This window comes from Solibacillus sp. FSL K6-1554 (assembly GCF_038005185.1).
Classification (GTDB): domain Bacteria; phylum Bacillota; class Bacilli; order Bacillales_A; family Planococcaceae; genus Solibacillus; species Solibacillus silvestris.
On the sequence record NZ_JBBOSS010000001.1, the window covers coordinates 732,040 to 750,966 of the forward strand.

Below are 18,927 nucleotides of genomic sequence, written 5' to 3' on the forward strand. Positions count from 1 at the left end.
GGCAGAGGGGGCTGCTCAGTTTTTTGTTTTCGATTTGCTAATATCTTTATCAGAAGTTCTAATATCTTGAAAAATGTTCTAATAAAAGTGCCAAGTTCTAATATAATAGGCATTTCTTCTAAAATGACATCCGGATGTGAGGTTAGTATAAAAAATGGACACGTCTTAAGAGACACTTTAAGATTAAGATATCTAAAAAAGGACGTGGAACCGATGAAAGAAAAACAAACTCGTAAGCGATTAGACGCACAAACAAAAGAATACATTTTAAAGTCTGTTTTAGAAGATGGCGCAAAAGTTTCAGATCTGGCATTTAAGTTTGAAATTGGGTCTTCAACGATCCATAAATGGATTAAAGATTATCGTGAATCGAAAAATCAGGATGTCACACGATACTTTACTTCTAGCGAAGTAGATAAGTTGCAGGCAGCGTTTGATAAGAAGTTACGTGATTTGGAAGAAGAGAATGAAATTCTAAAAAAGGCTATGCACATCTTCGCGAAAAACCCCGAGTGATTTATGCATTCATTGAAAAGCATAAAAACGACTTTGGCATTGCGATGATGTGTAAAGTATTGATGGTTTCAAAAAGCGGTTATTATGATTGGCGTAAAAAACAGATACAGCCCTTATCGGAAAAAGAAGTACGTGATACAGAAATTGCCTATCAGATTCATCGATCGTATGCGAGGAGTTTTGGTACATACGGTAGCCCTCGCATTGCGCAAGACTTAGCGAGTTTAGGTTATGTCTGTTCGCAAAAGAAAATTGCGAATATGATGCGAAACCTTGGGTTAAGTGCCGTAATCCCGAAAACTGTTCAACGAACAACGGATTCCAATCACCATCAATTTATTTATCCGAATCTAGTCAAACGTCAATTTCAAGTAAAAGAGAAAAATAAAGTATGGGTCGCAGATATAACTTATATTCGAACACTGGAGGGGTGGGTGTATCTTGCGTCCATCATGGATTTATATTCTCGTAAAATCGTCGGCTGGGCCATCGCAGATCATATGGAAGAAACATTAGTAGATCAAGCCTTGAAGCATGCATTAGCAGTTCGAAAACCCGAGAAGGGATTAGTTCATCATTCAGATCGAGGCGCACAATATTGTGCCACAAGCTATACAAGAACTTTAAAAGAACATGGGATTAAAATTAGCATGAGTCGTAAAGGAGATCCCTATGACAATGCGTGTATTGAATCCTTCCACGCCACAATCAAAAAAGAATGGATCTATCGTCACCGTTTCGAATCCAAAAAAGAAGCACGAAAGAGCGTGGAGTCATATATCGTAAACTTTTACAATGAACGACGACGTCATTCAACAATCGGTTATTTATCACCAAACCAATTTGAGAGAAATCAACAGGAGTCAGTTTGTCAAAATGCCTCATAAAGTTCTCTTACAGGGTTTTCATCCCTCCATGCTCAGGTCTGGGCATGGAGGGATGAAAAACAGAGCAACCGAAGGGCGGTAGCAAAAAAGTCTCTTAACGCGTGTCCGAAATATTGACAGAAGACCAGATGTTCTAAAATCATAGCCAGAAGTTCAAATATCCTATCCCATTCTTCTAATAACCTTCACAACTTTTCTAATAGACAACAACTCTCGCAACCTCAGCCCCAACTCAAAAAAATCCAGCACTTCCGTAAGAAGTACTGGATTTAAAAAATTAATTTCCTGGAATTAGTTGAACTAAATCAGAGCGTACCCAACCGTATTTTTCAGGAGGGTTATTGTCTGACATAATTTTGTACCATACATAGCCGTCCGTACCCTTCGTTTCTTCAACGATTGAGATAGGGTAGCCGAACACGCCTGTTTCACCTACATATTTGGCTTTATAAGTGAAGTGAACTGGCGAAGCTGTAGATGGCTCGTTACGAACATTTACTAAAAGACCATTTTCATATGATACGAAGGCCAATTTAGCTTGTTTGTAATCTTTTTTACCAAAGCGGTTATCCATACGGTACATATGGCCCGCAATTTTACTGCCCCAGAATGGATCTGATGCATAGTGCACGTTCATGCCTGCTGTTTTATTCCCCGGTGCTGCACCTTTTGCATAACCTCCTGATTGAGGCACGTAGTTCAGGTTGACATAGCGGTTAATAAACGCAAGGACACTATCATCACGAGATTTATAAACTTCACCTAATGTCGGATCTGTATCGAATACTTTAATACCGAAAATATTGTTTTTCGTTAATGCATTTTTACTTACACCGTAATCACCTTCGTGCATTGCTGCAGCTAAAATGAATAGGGCATTGACATTATATTGTGCTTCCACCTGCTTTAAAAATTTACCCATGCCGATTAAACGAGATTCAGTCGTTGCTTTAGCATATTGAGGGGAAGTTTTGATTGCCTGGCGCTCTGCTAATAAAGTCATAATCATATTGTCCAGTTCCTCAGCTGTATAGTTAGATGGCTGACGAATTGACTGGAATTGGAAGTACGGATAATGTGTGCCTACTTTTTTCGTTAATAGAACATCAGAGTAGAAGTTTACACCATCCTGGCTATAGTATTGACCGCCGCGCTGCATAAATACAGGTGCTTCACTCACTACATAATCCCAATTATACTTTTGTGTAATATGGTTGTACGTACGATGTGTTAAGTAACCGCCTTCAACAAAATAGAAGTCTTGTCCTTTAATTAAGCTTGTCGGTGTTAATGTAACTTCATCAATTTTCGCATAGCCTTTTGTATCAGCTAATTGAACGATTGCATACTGATTGTTGCTTCCGATGTATTTAAACTGAGAGCCTTCTACAGCGTACGATAACGATTTCGTGAAGTTTTTGTCTGAATAAATTGTTACAGTGTTTGCTTTCGTGTCAGCTGCTGAAGCGATGCCAGATGACATTTTAATGATTTTATCGCCTTTAATAATCAAGTTTGAGCCAGAATTTTTTAACGCTGATTCAGCTTGTTCGTAGTTAAAGTAAACAGTAGAGTTTTTCGTAATTACTCCATTTGAAATTTTGCCGACATAATAAACATTTGGGTTCGGAGCAGGTGTTTCCACCGGTCCTTCACCTTCTTTTACAGCAAATGTTTCGATTGTCGTTTGCATACGGAATAAAAATGCTGCGGCATGTGCGATTGTCGCATTGCCTTGGGGTTCAAAAAATACCCCGTTTTTCGTATGTGATCCTCGGATAATATTATAGTAAACATTTGTAGCTACAGCTGGTTTGAACTGATCACTGATTTTGTTGTTATCCTTGAATGTTAATGGTTGTCCTTCCAATGGCACGTTTGAATAACGCAATGCTTTTTCCAAAAGTGCTGCCATATGCTGGCGCGTAATCTTCTCGTTCGGACGGAATGTGCCATCAGGATAACCGCTTAAAATATTCGAGCCAGCAGCTGCCTGGATTTCACGTGTCAATTCATTACCAGCTTTTAAATCTTTAAAAGTGTATGTAGTTGAGTCTGGTAATTCAAGTGCGCGTGTAATGTAAGAAGCAAATTCACCTCGCGTAACGGCACGGTTTGGGTAGTAATTTCCTTTGCTGTCTGGTCGGATGACATTAAGATTAGACCAGTATGTTAATTCATTTACCATTTGATGGCCTTTTATATCATTTGCATGAGATGTTGATTGTGTTGTGAAAGATAGAGCAACGATTAATGCAAATGCTAGTCCAACTATTTTTTTAAACACAGATTCACGCTCCTTTCCTATATGATGATATTTTACCAATATATGAGCGAGAATCATAGATGAATCCTAATTCTTTAGACGTTTGTAATATAAATGTAATTAAAAAGTCCTTTGAAAAATATTTTGATGATAGGGAAAAATGAGTTCAATACTATAAGGATAGAAGATATAAAAAAGAGTGAGCTGGGTTAAAGCTCATAAAATTCAATTGAGGGGGAGGTTTTTTATATGAGAGGAATAGGGATAAACAAATAGAAGGCACTTCAAAACAAAGCATCGTATTTCTATTTAAGAAAACCGGAAAATGACTACAAGTTTAATGCCTTCGATATTTTTTTTACTTCTTTTGTTAAGTAATGAAGCTGTTCATGTACTTCCTGGAGATTCACGTTGTTTTGATTGTTATTAGTGACCTGCTGCTGTGTTTCCTGTAGGGCAAGAGCAGATGCAAATGTAGAAATCCCTTCAGCTAACGTAGCTAACAAGCCGGCTAATACCTCAAGTGAAGCGGCTTGAATTAATGGATTGTTATCGATCGGCGGTTCATTGTTTTTCTTACGGTTATTAGTTTGCAATAGTACGACCTCCAAAATAGTGATGTATATATTTTATGGTTTTGATAAGCAATTATGAATGACTGGAGGGATTTGCTGCAGAAAGTTTTAAAATCTTTCAAGGTTATTTAATGGTAAAATTTAGGGGTTTTTTAATTCGAGAGGTTTGGGGGGCAAGTAAAAATGAATAAAGCTTATAAGTTTATTGCATATATTGGAGATATAGCACTTTTTCTTATATTAAGTTTTTATACAGCGCTTTTTTGTTTCATATTTCACTTAGGGTGGGCTGTAGATATAATTACTGTTGATACGCCACATGAAGAACATATGATCATACCTTTTCGAGAGTATATTATGTATTTTATATTAGGTAGTTTTGTATTAATTGTGTATATCTATAATTTATTTGGTCATCTTACTTACAAAAAACTCAAAATTGTCATACTTTCTTTCATACTATGTTTATCAATACTGCTTAGTGCCATCGAGCTCATTTCAATGGCTATTTTATTTAGAACGATGCCAATACAATTTTATATTTCACAATTGACTGTGCTTATTTTCCCTTTATTATTAATGCTCGTTATAACGAAAAAATATCGAGAATTATTTAAATGGGAAATTAAGGTTTTATTAAAATAAGTTTCGATTTAGATAGTTTTGAAGAGAGGCATATTTCCTCTCTTTTTTTTATGTTATGTGACTGAAAAACCATTGATCTGACAATTATTCTAGTAATTTAGGGTGTGTTTTATACTCTCATTGAATTATAATTGTAACCATATTATACTTAAGTTCGTCTTAATCCACATGAGTAAAACTCATCTAAAAATAGAGAACTACATATAGGAAAGGGTTTGGGACATCTATGAATGACATTTCTGTCAAAATGAATAAAAAAGAGTGGCTCGAAATTTTTGGGGCAATTCTTGTACTTGTGGCGGCCTTACTGCTTCCACCTTCGATAGCGCAAATCAGTACAGCGGTATTCTTTGTACTCTTTGCATTTTTTAAGCCTTTTCAAAGTTTAGTAATTTTAGTACCGTACGTTATTTTCCGTACCTTCTTTATTGAACTGAACCCTGGTCTTAAACTCATCGGCGATTTAATTACAATCGTCGTATTACTGCGTTTATTTTTACTTAATACGAAGAAATTTAAAACTTGGTTTCATTTCAAACCATTTGAATACTTCTTCTTCGCCTTTTTAATCTTCGGTGCAATCATTGGCTACAAAAACGGTGTATCACTTGGTGCGATCGTCTTCCAATTACGTACATTCGGCGTTATGTATTTACTGTATTACATTCTAAGCCGCAGTGAATTGCCGAAAAACTTCCTTGTGAAACTGGCATGGGTTACTGTATTTTCAGGTGCAGTTATTTTCATTCAGGGGATTTTCGAAAAACTGTCGATGCGCCAGTTATTAATGCCGGAAATTTGGACGGAAAAAATACTTTCTTCAACAAACTTCGTGCGTGTCTACGGTATGCTGAACAATCCGAACTCACTGGCATTAGTCATGTTCTTTGCTATTGGCGCGGTATTCTTCCTGCGATGGGCCTATAAAAATAATGAATTTAAATGGACATTCCGTATAGCACAAGTCGCTTTCTTTGGAATGCTATTATTGACACTTTCCCGTGGTACATGGATTTCAGCGTTCGTCTTCGTCTTATTCTTCATGCTGCTATCACGAAATTGGAAGCTATTGAAGAGAATTGCCATTTCATTTGTTGTGGCAATCGCACTAATTTATTTCCCTGTAAACTGGGGAGTATCATTTTTACAGAACTTAGGTGTGGAAAACACGGTAGCACCAGAGGAAATTTCTGGTGGAATCAGCAATCGCTTCACGGAAACATTCTCGGACGACACTTTGGAGTTGATGCAGGAAAGTGGTCGTATGTTCTATATTAAAAAAGGGTTTGAAGTCCTGAAGGATTATCCGATTACAGGTGCCGGTTTTGGTACATTCGGTGGTTCGGCAACTTTATCATATGACTCACCGATTTATGAGGAGTACGGTATCCGTTCTGATATATACGGCGGCAAGAACTTCTATTCCGATAACCAATATATTCAAGTTATTGCAGAGACAGGTGCAGTCGGCGTTCTATTATTTGCAGGCTTCTTACTGGCGATGGTATGGATGTACTGGAAAGAACGTAAAACAATCTTCGGGCAATATTTATTCGGGCTATGGTTTGCAACAGGTGTAGCAGGCTTCTTCTATAATATTTGGGAATTAAAAGTATATGTACTATTCTACTTTATTCTCTTTGGAATATTTGCAAGTATGCGCACAATGTATCCAATGCTCAAGCTCAGCGATTACGAAAAACAAAAAGCAGAATAAATTAAGGAACTATCTCTTCATGGGGGTAGTTCTTTTTTATGAAATGTACAGACTATTTTAGAAGCTTCCATTATTGTATTTGCATTATTCTCTTATACAAGATGTAACTTTATGTTGAAAAAATGGATTTCTTGTAAAATGTAACAAAAGATTAATAGTTTCTCATGCGAAAATTTGTTAAGGTTAGAGATAGGACATTAAGAAAGGAAGGTGACTTGCTTCAATTTAATTAGGAAGCACAAATTATGAAAACAAATAAATCTCTATTTATTGCAGTGCTAATGGTGTTTGCACTCATTTTCAGTACACCGCAATTTGCAAGTGCAGCACAAACGACAAATGACTCATACCCGATTTCGACAGGGGTAACATATTCAAACTATACTCATAAAGGTTCTAAAACAAGTGTGGTTAATCATTTAGAAGTTGATTTAACAGACTCTTTCACAAAAATCGGTTTAGGTTTACCAACTCCGGTCAATACGCTAATGACAACGACACAACATGCGAACAGTCATACGAAGGAAGGAAACCGGGTAGTTGGGGCAATCAACTCTAATTTCTATAATATGGGGGATGGCTATCCTTTATATTTAATTTCTCAATATAATACAATCGTTACACCAAGCGTTATTTCAGATTCAAGTTCGAACTATGTGAGCCAACCGATCGCATTCGGTATTACAAAGGACGGATACGGAGAGATTGCTTACTACAATAGTAAGATTAACGTTACATATAACGGTCAAACAAATGAAGTAAACGGTCTTAATGTAAAGCGCGGAACAGATGAGGCGGTTATTTATACACCGCAAAATCATAGTTCTATGACGCCGAACAATGGAAAAGGTATGGAGTTTATCGTTGAAACTGGAAATACGGTCGGTGCAACGAAATTCGGCCAAACATTAACGGGTAAGGTAACTGCAATCCGTGGTTATGATGATGAGACTAAAACGAAAATTCCGCGTAACGGTTTCGTGCTTTCTTTTAATGGATCAGCATGGGGCGATAAATACCGTGGTATTAAAGTCGGCGATGAAATTTCAGTAAACTTTGCTATTGATGATCGTTGGATGGATGCACAGTTTATGATGGCGAGTGGTCCATTACTCGTATTGGACGGCAAGAAAAATCTCACAATCAACGAATCAAGCTCACGTGCAAGAGAAGTTGCACCACGTACGGCGATTGCAATCAGCAAAGATAAAAAGAAAGTACACTTAATTACAGTGGACGGACGTATTAACTCAAGTGCAGGTATGTCTTTACCACAGTTTGCGGATTATCTAGTAAGCCTTGGCTTTGACCGTGCGATTAATTTAGATGGCGGCGGTTCAACAACAATGGGTATTCGAAAATACGGCAGTAACACAGTCGTTTTAGCCAATACACCGTCTGGAGGTACACAACGTCGCGTATCTGCTATTATTGAAGCAATCAGTACAGCACCAACAACAAATGCACCTAAATATATTCAAGTAAATCGTGATAAAGTAGGTACGTTATTAGTCGGTGCAACAGTGAAACTTACACCAAACTATGTGTTGGACGAGTATTACAATCCATTGGCAGTAAATACAAGTGATTTTGTGTTAACACCGCAAAATAACACAGTAACAGTTAACGGCTTAAGCTATACAGCTGTAGCGCCTGGCTCAGAACGTCTAACGGTTTCAAATAAAGGCGCAACACAAACAATCAGCTTTAATGTAGTCGATGCACCTGCTGGACTTTCTATTTCAGGTGTAACAGGTCCAGTTGAACCAAATGCATCGCTTCAATTAAAAGCAAATGTAACAGGATCAAATAATGAAACATTAATTTATAACGATTCACAAATTAAATGGTCTGTTGATGGAAACATCGGTTCAGTATCCAGCTCAGGTCTTTTCAAATCGAATGGTAAAGAAGGCACTGCCCGTGTAACAGCGACATTAGGAACAAAATCTGTTTCTAAAGATATCGTTGTAAAGGCGGTAGAAAAACCATTATTCAAAGATATTTCTGTGAACAATGTATATAAAAAAGAAATTCAATATTTAGTGGATAATAACTTAATCAACGGGTATCCGGATGGTACATTCAAACCGGATTTAGCATTGAACCGAGGTCAAGCAGCTGTACTGCTGACTCGTGCATTAGGCTTATCTACAAAAGATGTACCAAACCCTGGATTTAGCGATCTATCAACAAAGAGCACATATTATGGTGCAGTTGCAGCGATTGTACAAGCAGGCATCATGAGTGGTACTGGTGATGGCAAGTATGAGCCAGGCAAACCATTAACTCGTGCTCAAATGGCGAAAATCCTAGTTGAAGCATATAAGTTAACAGGTACTACCTCTACGAAATTTAAAGATGTAAGTACAAAGCACTGGGCGTACGATTATATTCATACGCTAGCAGCAAATGAAATTACGACAGGTTATGAAGATAATACTTATAAACCAAGTCAAGAAGTATCACGCGTGCACTTCAGCTTATTCTTATACCGCACAATTACACAAAACAAATAAGAGAGAACCTTTGTAAAGTTGCAGCGAGGAATCGCAACTTTTACAAAGGTTTTTTTATGGAGAAAAGGGGGCGTTGGGGAAGAGGGGGAGGGAATTAAACGAAGTGAGGTTGAAACGGAGAGTTTTATTACGTGGAATGTATTTTTTATGGGGAAAGTGTAAGTATTGGCTTCAGTGTTGTTGAAGATATTAAATTTTTTGGCGCGAAAGTAGAACCTCGTTTCAGGAAAGTAGAACATTTCTAAGGTAAAGGAGAAAGTTTCATTCGAAAAGTAGAACAGGTTGCGAGCATTCGCCTAGTTGCCGCAGAAAGTAGAATATTATGGCGCGGAAGTAGAATGCTTTTGGATTAAAGTAGAACTTCGCACCAAGAAAGTAGAACGTTTCCCGGGTAAAGTAGAAACATTCATTCAAACAGTAGAACGGGTAGAGAGTATTCGCCAAGCTGTTGCAGAAAGTAGAAAGTTTTGGCTCGAAAGTAGAATGCTTTCCGGTTAAAGTAGAACTTGGCATCAAGAAAGTAGAACATTAATCAGATAAAGTAGAAAGTTTCAATTGAAAAGTAGAAATGGTTGCGAGTATTCGCCAAGTTGTCGCAGAAAGTAGAATGAATTAACGTTAATGTAGAACCAAGCCCCAAAAAAGTAGAACTCTACCCGGAAAAAACTAGAAGAATATACTTCGTAAGTAACTCATCACCTCCTTTAAGTAGAAATTACATAAGAAAACAACCTATCCATTTTGCTGATCTAAAACGTCTTCAGGAATTAAGTAATAGACACCACGTCCTTTGCCAAATTGCTCAAAGTTTAAGCGCTTCAGCAGTTTGGAAGTAACTGCTTTACAGTCGATTCCGACAAATTCCCTCAATTCACGATTTGTAATGCGGTCCCCGATTAATACGCGATAGTGATGTAATGCTAAAAAGATTGCCTCTTTACTTTTCACGCCGCAATGTGGGCAAATCCATAATCCGTGATGATAATACATGACATGCTGAAAGTCGCACTTTTTGCAAAGGACGCCATTTCGTATACGATATCTATCTATTTTTCTTCTAACAGGTAGCCTGCAAGAGATGGCCGATAATTTATTTTCCAATTTCACTAAATCAAGTTTTGTTTCACCATAGTTTTGATATAATTTCTTCAGAAACTTCGGCAGGCCGCTTAAATGAATAATCGGGGAACCGTTTAAGGACGAATCCAATTTTGTTCTGATATTAGCATTGACCACAATATATAAGACAGGCAGCTGAATTCTCCAGCTTGATAATAAATGCGATAAAAATAACTGATGCCGGTAAGCCTGGTCAAACGGATTCGGGAAATTTTCTAAAACCCCTTCCTCCGTTTGACGGGCGAACTCGTGGAATGCGGATTTATAAAATAATGTACCGGAAATTTGTTTAACCTCAACAACGAGAAGAAATCTTGTCGTAATTATAAGGGCATCGATTTGATGTGAAAAACCCTTTTCATTTATACATTCAAAGTTATAAAAAATTTTATGTGGACCAATAAAATGATAATCCGCTAATGTTCTCTGCATTTTTAATTCGCCTGCAACTCCAGCTTGGACGCGATAATAAGCTTCTTGATAAGAGGTAAACTCTTCATCATCAGCTTGTAATCTAGAAACAAGAGCTTCCAAATAAACAAGATTTTCAGACCTGTACAATAAATCACCTCTACTCGTGCATTGAGACAAAATCTCTATGACAGCAATGTATCTGAAAATTTCCCGGCTTGCAAATGCCCTGGAAAAGTCATTTAATGCATAATTTCCACTTCAAAAAGTAAAAATGAAACTAATCTTATATGCAAACCGTCTCATTAACGAAAAACTAAAAATTTATTGTTAATTTTCTTCTTGTGAAATGGTGTGATCTTGCCCTCGGGAATATCGTTTCAAACAGACATTATGCTATACTGAAAATACGAATCATAACGCAGAACACATCGACTTCAGATGTGTTTTTCAAATGAAAAATGAAATAAGCCAAGCGTACTTAATATGCTTGATTCAAAGGATGAATGAATAAATGAAAATTGGTATTGTTGGAAATTACGGGAATGATAATAATGGAGACGAGGCGATTTTATTAAGTATTATTCGCCAACTGCAGAAGGTATTTCAAATAGATACAAAAAATATTACGGTATTTAGTAATAACCCAAAACAAACAGCTGAACGTTATTCTGTGCAAAGTTACCCTTTATATTACAAAAACGGTAATGCTGTGAAAACGTTTATGAAGACGTATAAAGAAAATTCTAATGTCGTGAAAAACCTTGATTTTGTCGTAATCGGCGGCGGCGGTATTTTGATGGATCTTTATAAACGTGAAGCACCGCTGTATGGTTCTTATGCGATGATGGCCAAAAATAATAATGTACCATATGTTGTCTACGGTTGTGGTGCGGGCCCGCTTAACACAGGTTTAGGTAAATGGTTTATCCGGTATATGGCCAAGCATGCACAAAATATTTCAGTGCGTGATCCGCAATCTGAACAGCTTCTAAAAACAATCGGGGTAAAACGTAATGTACATGTAATTGGAGATCCGGCATTTAGTTTAGAAGTAGAACGTTCAAATTATAGTGATAAACCAAAATCGGTCGGTGTTACAGCGGTTCCTTACTATAATGCTTCATACTGGCCAACAGGCGATGAGACTAAATACGAAAACTATATTAATGGCATGGCGAAAAACCTGGACCGTTTAATTGAGGAGCATAATGTCGATGTAACATTTTTTGCGACAAAATATCCGCAAGATGCTGATGTGACAAAAGATATTCAGGCTAAAATGAAGCATCCGGAGAATACAAAAATTATTGATGAAAACTTGCCGCCGCAGCGTATTTTACATCTTACGTCTACATTTGATGTGTTAATCGGTACAAGACTTCATTCATTAATATTGGCAACGGATGCGAAAACGCCGATTATCGGTGTGTCTTATCATGTGAAGGTGAATGACTTCTTACAAATGGCGGGGCTTGGCAACTATTCTTTACCGATTGATTCGCTTCATGAATCAGACGAGAAGTTTGCGATGCTCTTTAACGATATGGCAGTAGATTGGAACGGTGCACAAAACTTAGCGGCTCGTACAAATGCGTCATTTAAAGAAAAATCAGCATTAGGGGAGCAGCTTTTAAAAGAAGGTGCGAAAAAGTAATGAAAAAAGTATTCGTCATTAGCAATATGTATCCTTCAAAGGAACATTTAGCTTACGGCATTTTCGTGAAAAATCAGGTCGAGCAATTGGAACAAGAGGGTATCGATACAGTGCTCGCGGTAAATACCAATCCAGCAACAGGAAAGAAAAATGTTATTCTGAAATATTTAAAGTGGGCTCAACAGTTTATGCGTGTATTCCGTGCAAACAAGCGGAATATTTCGCTAACACATAGTCATTACGTATTTCCGAGCGGGATATTCAGCTACTATTTAAAAAAGCGTCACAATATCCCGTATATCGTAACGGCACATGGCGGCGATATTAATAAAATGGCTAAAAAAGGCGGACAAATCCGTGAGTTTACGGAGAAGATTTTACAGTCTGCAGATCATGTCATTGCAGTAGGGGAAGAGCTTGCTGCAACGATTGAAACAACTTTCCATGTTGAAAACGATAAAATTTCGGTAATGAGCATGGGGATTGATCGCACGGTTTTCAATAAAGCGGACGATAAAAAACAACATGCAAAAGAGCTTGGAATGGACCCTGACAAGACAAACTTTTTATTCGTAGGTAACATTATACGGGAAAAAGGCGTTACAGAACTTGTACGTGCATTCAATAAAGTAACGGAATCGCTTCCACAGCAAGCCGCTCTTTATTGTGTTGGTTCGACAAAAGATAGTAATTTTACTAGTAAAGTAAAAGAGCTTGCTAGGGACAATACTTCGATTCATTTTATCGAACCATTACCACAGCAGGAGTTGGCGCGTTATTTTCAGGCGGCTAATGTTTTCGTACTCCCTTCTTATATTGAAGGACTGGGATTAGTAGCTTTAGAGGCAATGAGCTGCGGCACACCGGTCATTGCATCGGATGTCGGGGGACTGCATTATATGCTGGCAGATGGAGCAGGAATATTAGTGCCTCCTAAAGACGAGATTTTACTTCAGCTGGCACTTGAAAATGCAGTGAAAGACGGAATCGCAGTGAATGAAGCACGTGTAGCTGAGCTGCTTCATACACATGATGCAAAAAACATTATTGCACGTTTAAAAGATCTCTACACAACACATGCGAAATAAAGTAATTGTAATTAAAGGATTGTGATAAGCGTTGAAAGGAATTTTAAAAATAATAGGGGCCGTCGCGGTTATTAATATTTTAGCGCGTCTGGTCGGTTTTGCCCGTGAAACATATATCGCGGTTGAATTTGGTACCACTTTATACTCAGATAGTATTGTTAATGCTTATACAATTCCAAACTTTTTATATTTAGTCATCGGCGGAGCGTTTACGACGGCGTTTATATCCATATACCATAAGACGACATCAAGCATTACCGAATATATACAGCGAACGTTTACAACGATTGCTGTTTCGATTACGCTCATTGTCATTTTATTTATGGCGTTGGCCGATCCGATATTAATGCAATTTTTCCAAGTTGAGAATCAGGCGGAATATGAAATACTGCGCTCGCTTTACTACTGGATGATGCCATCGACGATTATGCTCGTATTATCGACTTGGATGAGCGGTATTTTAAATGTCCAGGGCCGTTATCATTTATCAGCGTTTTCAGTGCTTATTTATAACGCTTCATTTTTACTCGTATCCGTAGTCTTATCCATCACAATGGGACCGGTCGGAATGGGGATCGGGGCATTAGTCGGGGCAATCTGTATGTTCCTGTTTCTTGTATTCGGAGTTCGGAATGTGAAAGAAATGTCCTTCAAGCCAAACTTTAAACAGGCTGAAGATCAAAAAATGCTATGGAAAATTGCGTTGCCGATTATGCTTGGCGGTGCGACTGCACAGCTTTATATTTTAATTCAACGATTCTTTACTAATATGCTGGAAGCTGGTGTTCCGTCAGCGATGAACTATGCGACAAAAATGTCTCAGTTCCCTCAGGCAATTTTAATGACTGCTGTAACGACCGTTATTTTCCCTTTACTCAGCAAAAAAGAAGGAGAAGGGGACACAGAGTCGGTAAAACAACTGTATGTTCGCGGGATGCGTTTATTATACTTACTAGTATTGCCTGTTTCGGTGTTTTTCTACTTCCAGGCAGAAGGGATTGTCCGCATCATATTTGAATATAAAGAATTTGATGCAAAGTCAACAGCGATTACAGCGCCACTGCTGCAAGTATTCAGTACGACAATGTTCTTCCTTGCTGCAAACACGTATATTACGCGTTTCTACTATGCGAAGGGTAACTCCGTATTACCGATGATATTCAGTATTTTAACAGTATTCGGTGTGAATATTGCGGTCGTAATGGCGACGATTGATGAAATGGGCGCTAATGCGGTTGCCCTAGGGACATTAATCAGTGCTATCGTAAACTTCCTGTTGCTTGTATTTGTGCTTCAAAGTAAATATAAGTTAAAACTTTTGGACAATAACGTTAGTCAGCTGTTTAAGTTGACCATCATTGGACTAATATACGTCGCAATTAACTGGGCGATTGCACATTGGATTTCAATCGATCAAAAATGGCTTCATATAATTGCTACATTTATCGTTGCGTCAATTAGCTATATGATATTACTGTTCGCGTTCAAAATGGATGAGCTGCAGCAGATTACAGGTAAAGTAAAAGGTAAGATTTTACGAAAAAAATAATATGATAAAGCGCGTATCCTAAATTTTTTAGGATACGCCTTTTTTATATAAGATTAATAATATTTTAGTAAAAGGGAAATTTATCCTTCGCTTATGCTATTTATCCTTAAAACAAGACAATTTACGGATAATAAAATTTAAATTATTGCTAATTTATGTCAATAGGGTGTTAATGATAAGGAGAAATGTTAGTTATATGGCGGAAAACTTTATTTTAAAAAAACTTTACTATATAATCATAGGTGGAATAATTGGAATTTAATCTATAATTTACTAGACATCTTAAATAGAGATAAGGGTGGAGAAGTATGGCAAGAGGAAGACGTGTAAATTCGTGCGGAGAAAAAAGTAAAAAATTATTAATGGAAAATGCAATTGAGTTATTTTCTACATATGGTTATCATCAAACAAAAATTAGTGATATTGTAAAATCTGCTAGTTTAACACAGCCGACATTTTATTTATATTTTCAAAGTAAGGAAATATTGTTTAATGATTTAAACAAGAGGTTCCACAATGAATTAACTGAAATATTTTCAGCATATGACATCAACGGAAAATTTGGAATCGATCTTATTCAGGAGAGTCTAACACTTATGTTTAACTATTTTATCGAAAATCCTAACCTCACAAAAATCGGTTTTTATGAAGCAGAGCAATCAACAGCCGTAAAGGAAATGCTTGTTTCTGAATTAATACATATCCTAAATACACAGTTAAAAGATTCGAATGTTTTAAAGCAGGTGGATACTACTATTCTTGCAGAAAGTCTTATTGGTTCGGTGGAACGACTGACATTGACAAACTTACTGACGAAGAAAACGAGTCCAGAACAGCTAGCAAAAGAGATTTGCATGATTTATTTTGCAACTGAACTTAGTTTAGTACAATCATAAAATTAAAGAGACGATTGCTAATGTGCAGATCGTCTCTTTTTCGTTATTTTTTGGTTGTTACATGTAAATAAAAACCGACTTTTAGATTTTTGCCTTTCTCATTTTTTACTTTAGGATGAATGATGACGGCATATTCTTTGCCAGCTGTTAATTCTTTTGCAGGGGTAACAACGAGCTGTTGACCCGATAATGTGTGAGTTGTCTTTACGGTATCCGCACCCAGTTCTACTAGTTCTACGGAAGAAGCATTGAACCCTTTCGCCAGTTTAGCGGAAAACTTGATCGTAAATTTTTTATTTAACGGAACATTTTTTAAGGCAGCAAGTTCTTTATAGTTTTTTAAGTTTGAAACGATTGTATCGTAATGTGCTTTAAAGAGGGGCTCGCTTGCTGTTTTAATATGAGGTTTAACCCCAACTTCATTTATTTTCGTACCGTTTGGACCATAAAAATGGCCAACTGTTAATTTTAGGAAGCTGCCATCTTCAAGCTCGTAAAATGCCTGCATTGAGCCTTTACCATAAGTTGTTTCCCCGTAAAGTGTGACTGCTTTCTGATCGGAAAGTGCTGCCGCAGTCATTTCCGACGAGCTGGCACTATATCGATTTATAAGCATTTTCGTATTTTCTGGGAATGTTGTTGATTGCTTCATCGAACGTACAATAGATGTCCCTGAAGTTTCTTTCAATTTATAGGCATAGGAGGCATTCGGGAACATACCAATAAGCTGTTCTGCTGCGGTTACATAGCCGCCCCCGTTATTTTGCAAATCGAAAATAAATGATTTTGCCCCTTTATTTTTTAAATCACGAATGGCTTTTGAAACAAGACTCGCCGTGTCGTTTGAAAATGAATTCAATGAAATGTATCCCGTATTACCGTATAAAAGCTTTGTTTCCACATTAGGAAGCGAGAAAGCTTTACGTGTTAATTTTTTCGTCAAAATTGTGCCGTCTTCACGTGAAAGCGTTAAAGAAACCGTTGTATTTGCTGCGCCTTTAATAAGTGAAGAAGCCTGATCGATTGTCAATTCTGCAACCGGTTTCCCATCAATCTCTGTGATGATATCACCAGCTTTTAAGCCGGCATTTTTTGCGCTGCCCCCATCGATCAGCTCGGATATTTGTACACCGCCTTCAACCTTTTCAATGATAACGCCGATGCCTACAGTAGTAAGGTCCACGCCACTAATAAACTCATCGAATTCTTCGGGTGTAAAGTAAGCGGAATACGAATCGAGCATTTCTGTCAGTTGGTCGATGCTTGTAGCACGGTTGATATCACCATTAATATTCCCTACATAGTTTTCCTTAACAATCTGTTTTGCTTCATCTAAAGGAGCACCTAGCACCGTCAAAGGAACGGTTAGGCACATGATGAAAAACAGTATTGCTGACAAACGTCTTTTTAGCACGAGTCCACCTCATTAGTTTTATTTGTAATGCGTAATGCCACAATAGCGATATTACCATATTTTATCATGAATACTTCACTAATTTATGGTAAGTATAAAAAATTATTTTAATCTATTTTTAGTCAATAAAAGAGGGTAAGTAACAAGTTTTTACACTTATAACTTACCCTCATTTTGGTAATTAAACTTATTTTCGTTTTGCTAAATACATGATGTAGCCGATGACACCACCAACTAATGCAGGGACAACCCATGCGATGCCTTGCTCATAAAACGGGAAGATTGATAAAAACTTATCGTAAGCTTCGATTTCGAATCCGGCTTGTTTGATTCCGTCATAAATTGCCACAATACCTGTGAAAATTAAAGCCATTCCATACACGCTCGGTGCATGATTGAAAAGATTTCCGAATAATGCAAAAATCATAAGCACAATGGCGAATGGATAAATTGCAACCAAAACAGGTAATGATAGATTAATTAAATCCGATAATCCAAAGTTTGAAACACCGAAGCTGAAAAGTGCGAAAATAACTAAGTACACCTGGTAAGAAACTTTCGGAAAAATCTTATGGAAAAATGTTGCGTTTGCAGATAATAAACCTACAGATGTTGTTAAACAAGCTAAAATGATAACGGCTGATAAAATGATATTACCGGCTTGTCCGTATAGTTGCTGTGCTGCTAGAGAAATTATTGTACCGCCATCTTCTTGGAAGCCGATAGCCGATGTACTTGTTACACCGATATAACCTAATGATACATAGACAAATGCTAAACCTATTGCAGCGACAATACCTGCGAAAATTGTAATTTTAACTTGTTTAGCTCTATCCGTTACGCCACGAGCAACTAATGATTGAACGATAACGATTCCGAATACTAATGATGCCAGTACGTCCATAGTCAAGTAACCTTGAATGAATGATTCACCAAAAGCGTTATTAATATATGGCCCCTGCGCTACACCAGCTTCACCTAATGGAGTAATAACTGCTTTAATCGCAAGTAAACAAATAACGATTAGAAGTGCAGGTGTTAAAATTTTTCCGACACGGTCGACGATTTTTGTCGGGTTATAAGCTAAATAGAATGTAATTCCGAAAAATATAAGTGTTGTAATAAATAATGGAATCCAGCTACCTCGCATTGCTTCTGTTAAAAACGGTTCCACACCGATTGAATAAGACACAGCGCCAGTACGCGGAATTGCAAAGAATGGTCCAATCGACAAGTAAATAATCGACGTGAATATTATACCAAAATATGGATTAATACGACCTGCCAATATTTCTAAGTCTCCGCCGTTTTTTGCTACGGCAATAATACCTAATAGAGGCAACCCGACTCCTGTTATTAAAAATCCGATCATGGATATTACAATATTTTCCCCTGCCATTTGACCTAGTTGTGGTGGGAATATGATATTACCTGCACCTAGGAACAATGCAAATAACATAAAACCTACCGCGATATTCTCACGGAAAAAACTTGACTTGCTATTCATGTTGACTTAACTCCTTTAATTTGAAAATACAAAGTTTTCTAAAAATTTAAATCTTTTAACAAAAACTAATTCTATCATAAAACTATTAAAAAACAAGCATATTTTAAGAAATCATTTTGCAACAATTCAGTGTCTATAAAATATTCGTTTATTTCTATTAA

General features: G+C 37.2%; 15 protein-coding genes. 10 read left to right on the forward strand and 5 right to left on the reverse strand.

Annotated features, from left to right (window positions below):
- The first annotated feature begins 213 nt into the window (after positions 1 to 213).
- Both MHB58_RS03495 and MHB58_RS03500 read left to right on the forward strand, forming a co-directional pair.
- Complete coding sequence (locus MHB58_RS03495; protein WP_014822792.1) at positions 214 to 516, forward strand: transposase; 303 nt, start codon at positions 214 to 216, stop codon at positions 514 to 516.
- Positions 513 to 1,403: an IS3 family transposase gene (locus tag MHB58_RS03500; RefSeq protein ID WP_081483418.1), complete on the forward strand. Its 891-nt coding sequence runs from the start codon at positions 513 to 515 to the stop codon at positions 1,401 to 1,403. Before MHB58_RS03495 ends, MHB58_RS03500 begins: the two co-directional genes overlap by 4 nt.
- A gap of 277 nt (positions 1,404 to 1,680) precedes the next feature.
- On the opposite strand, the gene MHB58_RS03505 is transcribed toward MHB58_RS03500, so the two are convergent.
- Both MHB58_RS03505 and MHB58_RS03510 read right to left on the reverse strand, forming a co-directional pair.
- Positions 1,681 to 3,690 (reverse strand): S-layer homology domain-containing protein, encoded by a 2,010-nt coding sequence (locus tag MHB58_RS03505; RefSeq protein ID WP_014824680.1) that lies wholly within the window; start codon positions 3,688 to 3,690, stop codon positions 1,681 to 1,683.
- 308 nt (positions 3,691 to 3,998) lie between these two features.
- A complete protein-coding gene (locus MHB58_RS03510) occupies positions 3,999 to 4,265 on the reverse strand; it encodes a hypothetical protein (protein WP_008407391.1) in 267 nt (88 codons plus the stop codon).
- A 162-nt stretch (positions 4,266 to 4,427) separates the two neighbouring features.
- Here MHB58_RS03510 and MHB58_RS03515 point away from each other — a divergent pair, with 162 nt between their 5' ends.
- The 4 genes from MHB58_RS03515 (at position 4,428) to MHB58_RS03530 (ending at position 9,623) form a co-directional block, all read left to right on the forward strand.
- Positions 4,428 to 4,889, forward strand: coding sequence for a hypothetical protein (locus tag MHB58_RS03515; RefSeq protein WP_014824679.1), 462 nt, complete (start codon positions 4,428 to 4,430; stop codon positions 4,887 to 4,889).
- A 226-nt stretch (positions 4,890 to 5,115) separates the two neighbouring features.
- The gene (locus tag MHB58_RS03520) at positions 5,116 to 6,606 is read left to right on the forward strand and encodes an O-antigen ligase family protein (RefSeq protein ID WP_014824678.1); all 1,491 of its coding nucleotides are present in this window, start codon (positions 5,116 to 5,118) and stop codon (positions 6,604 to 6,606) included.
- Between the two features lie 245 nt (positions 6,607 to 6,851).
- Positions 6,852 to 9,125, forward strand: coding sequence for an S-layer homology domain-containing protein (locus MHB58_RS03525; protein ID WP_014824677.1), 2,274 nt, complete (start codon positions 6,852 to 6,854; stop codon positions 9,123 to 9,125).
- Positions 9,126 to 9,425: 300 nt separating this feature from the next.
- Positions 9,426 to 9,623 carry a hypothetical protein gene (locus MHB58_RS03530; protein ID WP_041865790.1) on the forward strand — a complete coding sequence of 66 codons (198 nt, stop codon included), beginning with the start codon at positions 9,426 to 9,428 and terminating at the stop codon, positions 9,621 to 9,623.
- A 234-nt stretch (positions 9,624 to 9,857) separates the two neighbouring features.
- On the opposite strand, the gene MHB58_RS03535 is transcribed toward MHB58_RS03530, so the two are convergent.
- Positions 9,858 to 10,805: a nuclease-related domain-containing protein gene (locus MHB58_RS03535; protein WP_014824676.1), complete on the reverse strand. Its 948-nt coding sequence runs from the start codon at positions 10,803 to 10,805 to the stop codon at positions 9,858 to 9,860.
- A 364-nt stretch (positions 10,806 to 11,169) separates the two neighbouring features.
- On the opposite strand from MHB58_RS03535, the gene MHB58_RS03540 reads away from it, so the two are divergent.
- From MHB58_RS03540 to MHB58_RS03555, 4 genes are all read left to right on the forward strand, one after another.
- A complete protein-coding gene (locus tag MHB58_RS03540; protein WP_340734700.1) occupies positions 11,170 to 12,312 on the forward strand; it encodes a polysaccharide pyruvyl transferase family protein in 1,143 nt (380 codons plus the stop codon).
- Positions 12,312 to 13,400 (forward strand): glycosyltransferase, encoded by a 1,089-nt coding sequence (locus tag MHB58_RS03545; protein WP_340734701.1) that lies wholly within the window; start codon positions 12,312 to 12,314, stop codon positions 13,398 to 13,400. The genes MHB58_RS03540 and MHB58_RS03545 overlap by 1 nt, the downstream gene beginning before the upstream one ends.
- A gap of 31 nt (positions 13,401 to 13,431) precedes the next feature.
- Positions 13,432 to 14,949: a murein biosynthesis integral membrane protein MurJ gene (gene murJ / locus MHB58_RS03550; RefSeq protein WP_014824673.1), complete on the forward strand. Its 1,518-nt coding sequence runs from the start codon at positions 13,432 to 13,434 to the stop codon at positions 14,947 to 14,949.
- Positions 14,950 to 15,257: 308 nt separating this feature from the next.
- Positions 15,258 to 15,845, forward strand: coding sequence for a TetR/AcrR family transcriptional regulator (locus tag MHB58_RS03555; RefSeq protein WP_014824672.1), 588 nt, complete (start codon positions 15,258 to 15,260; stop codon positions 15,843 to 15,845).
- Positions 15,846 to 15,888: 43 nt separating this feature from the next.
- Here the strand turns inward: MHB58_RS03555 and MHB58_RS03560 are convergent, their stop codons facing one another.
- Both MHB58_RS03560 and brnQ read right to left on the reverse strand, forming a co-directional pair.
- Positions 15,889 to 17,259: a S41 family peptidase gene (locus MHB58_RS03560; protein ID WP_014824671.1), complete on the reverse strand. Its 1,371-nt coding sequence runs from the start codon at positions 17,257 to 17,259 to the stop codon at positions 15,889 to 15,891.
- A 187-nt stretch (positions 17,260 to 17,446) separates the two neighbouring features.
- Positions 17,447 to 18,766, reverse strand: a complete 1,320-nt coding sequence (gene brnQ / locus MHB58_RS03565) for a branched-chain amino acid transport system II carrier protein (protein ID WP_014824670.1) — start codon at positions 18,764 to 18,766, stop codon at positions 17,447 to 17,449.
- Positions 18,767 to 18,927 lie beyond the last annotated feature (161 nt).

Excerpts from the sequence above, each read along its gene's own strand:
- MHB58_RS03495 (WP_014822792.1), top strand. The coding sequence starts at position 214 with ATGAAAGAAAAACAAACTCGTAAGCGATTAGACGCACAAACAAAAGAA.
- MHB58_RS03515 (WP_014824679.1), top strand. The coding sequence starts at position 4,428 with ATGAATAAAGCTTATAAGTTTATTGCATATATTGGAGATATAGCACTT.
- MHB58_RS03520 (WP_014824678.1), top strand. The coding sequence starts at position 5,116 with ATGAATGACATTTCTGTCAAAATGAATAAAAAAGAGTGGCTCGAAATT.
- MHB58_RS03525 (WP_014824677.1), top strand. The coding sequence starts at position 6,852 with ATGAAAACAAATAAATCTCTATTTATTGCAGTGCTAATGGTGTTTGCA.
- MHB58_RS03540 (WP_340734700.1), top strand. The coding sequence starts at position 11,170 with ATGAAAATTGGTATTGTTGGAAATTACGGGAATGATAATAATGGAGAC.
- MHB58_RS03545 (WP_340734701.1), top strand. The coding sequence starts at position 12,312 with ATGAAAAAAGTATTCGTCATTAGCAATATGTATCCTTCAAAGGAACAT.
- MHB58_RS03555 (WP_014824672.1), top strand. The coding sequence starts at position 15,258 with ATGGCAAGAGGAAGACGTGTAAATTCGTGCGGAGAAAAAAGTAAAAAA.
- brnQ (WP_014824670.1), bottom strand. The coding sequence starts at position 18,766 with ATGAATAGCAAGTCAAGTTTTTTCCGTGAGAATATCGCGGTAGGTTTT.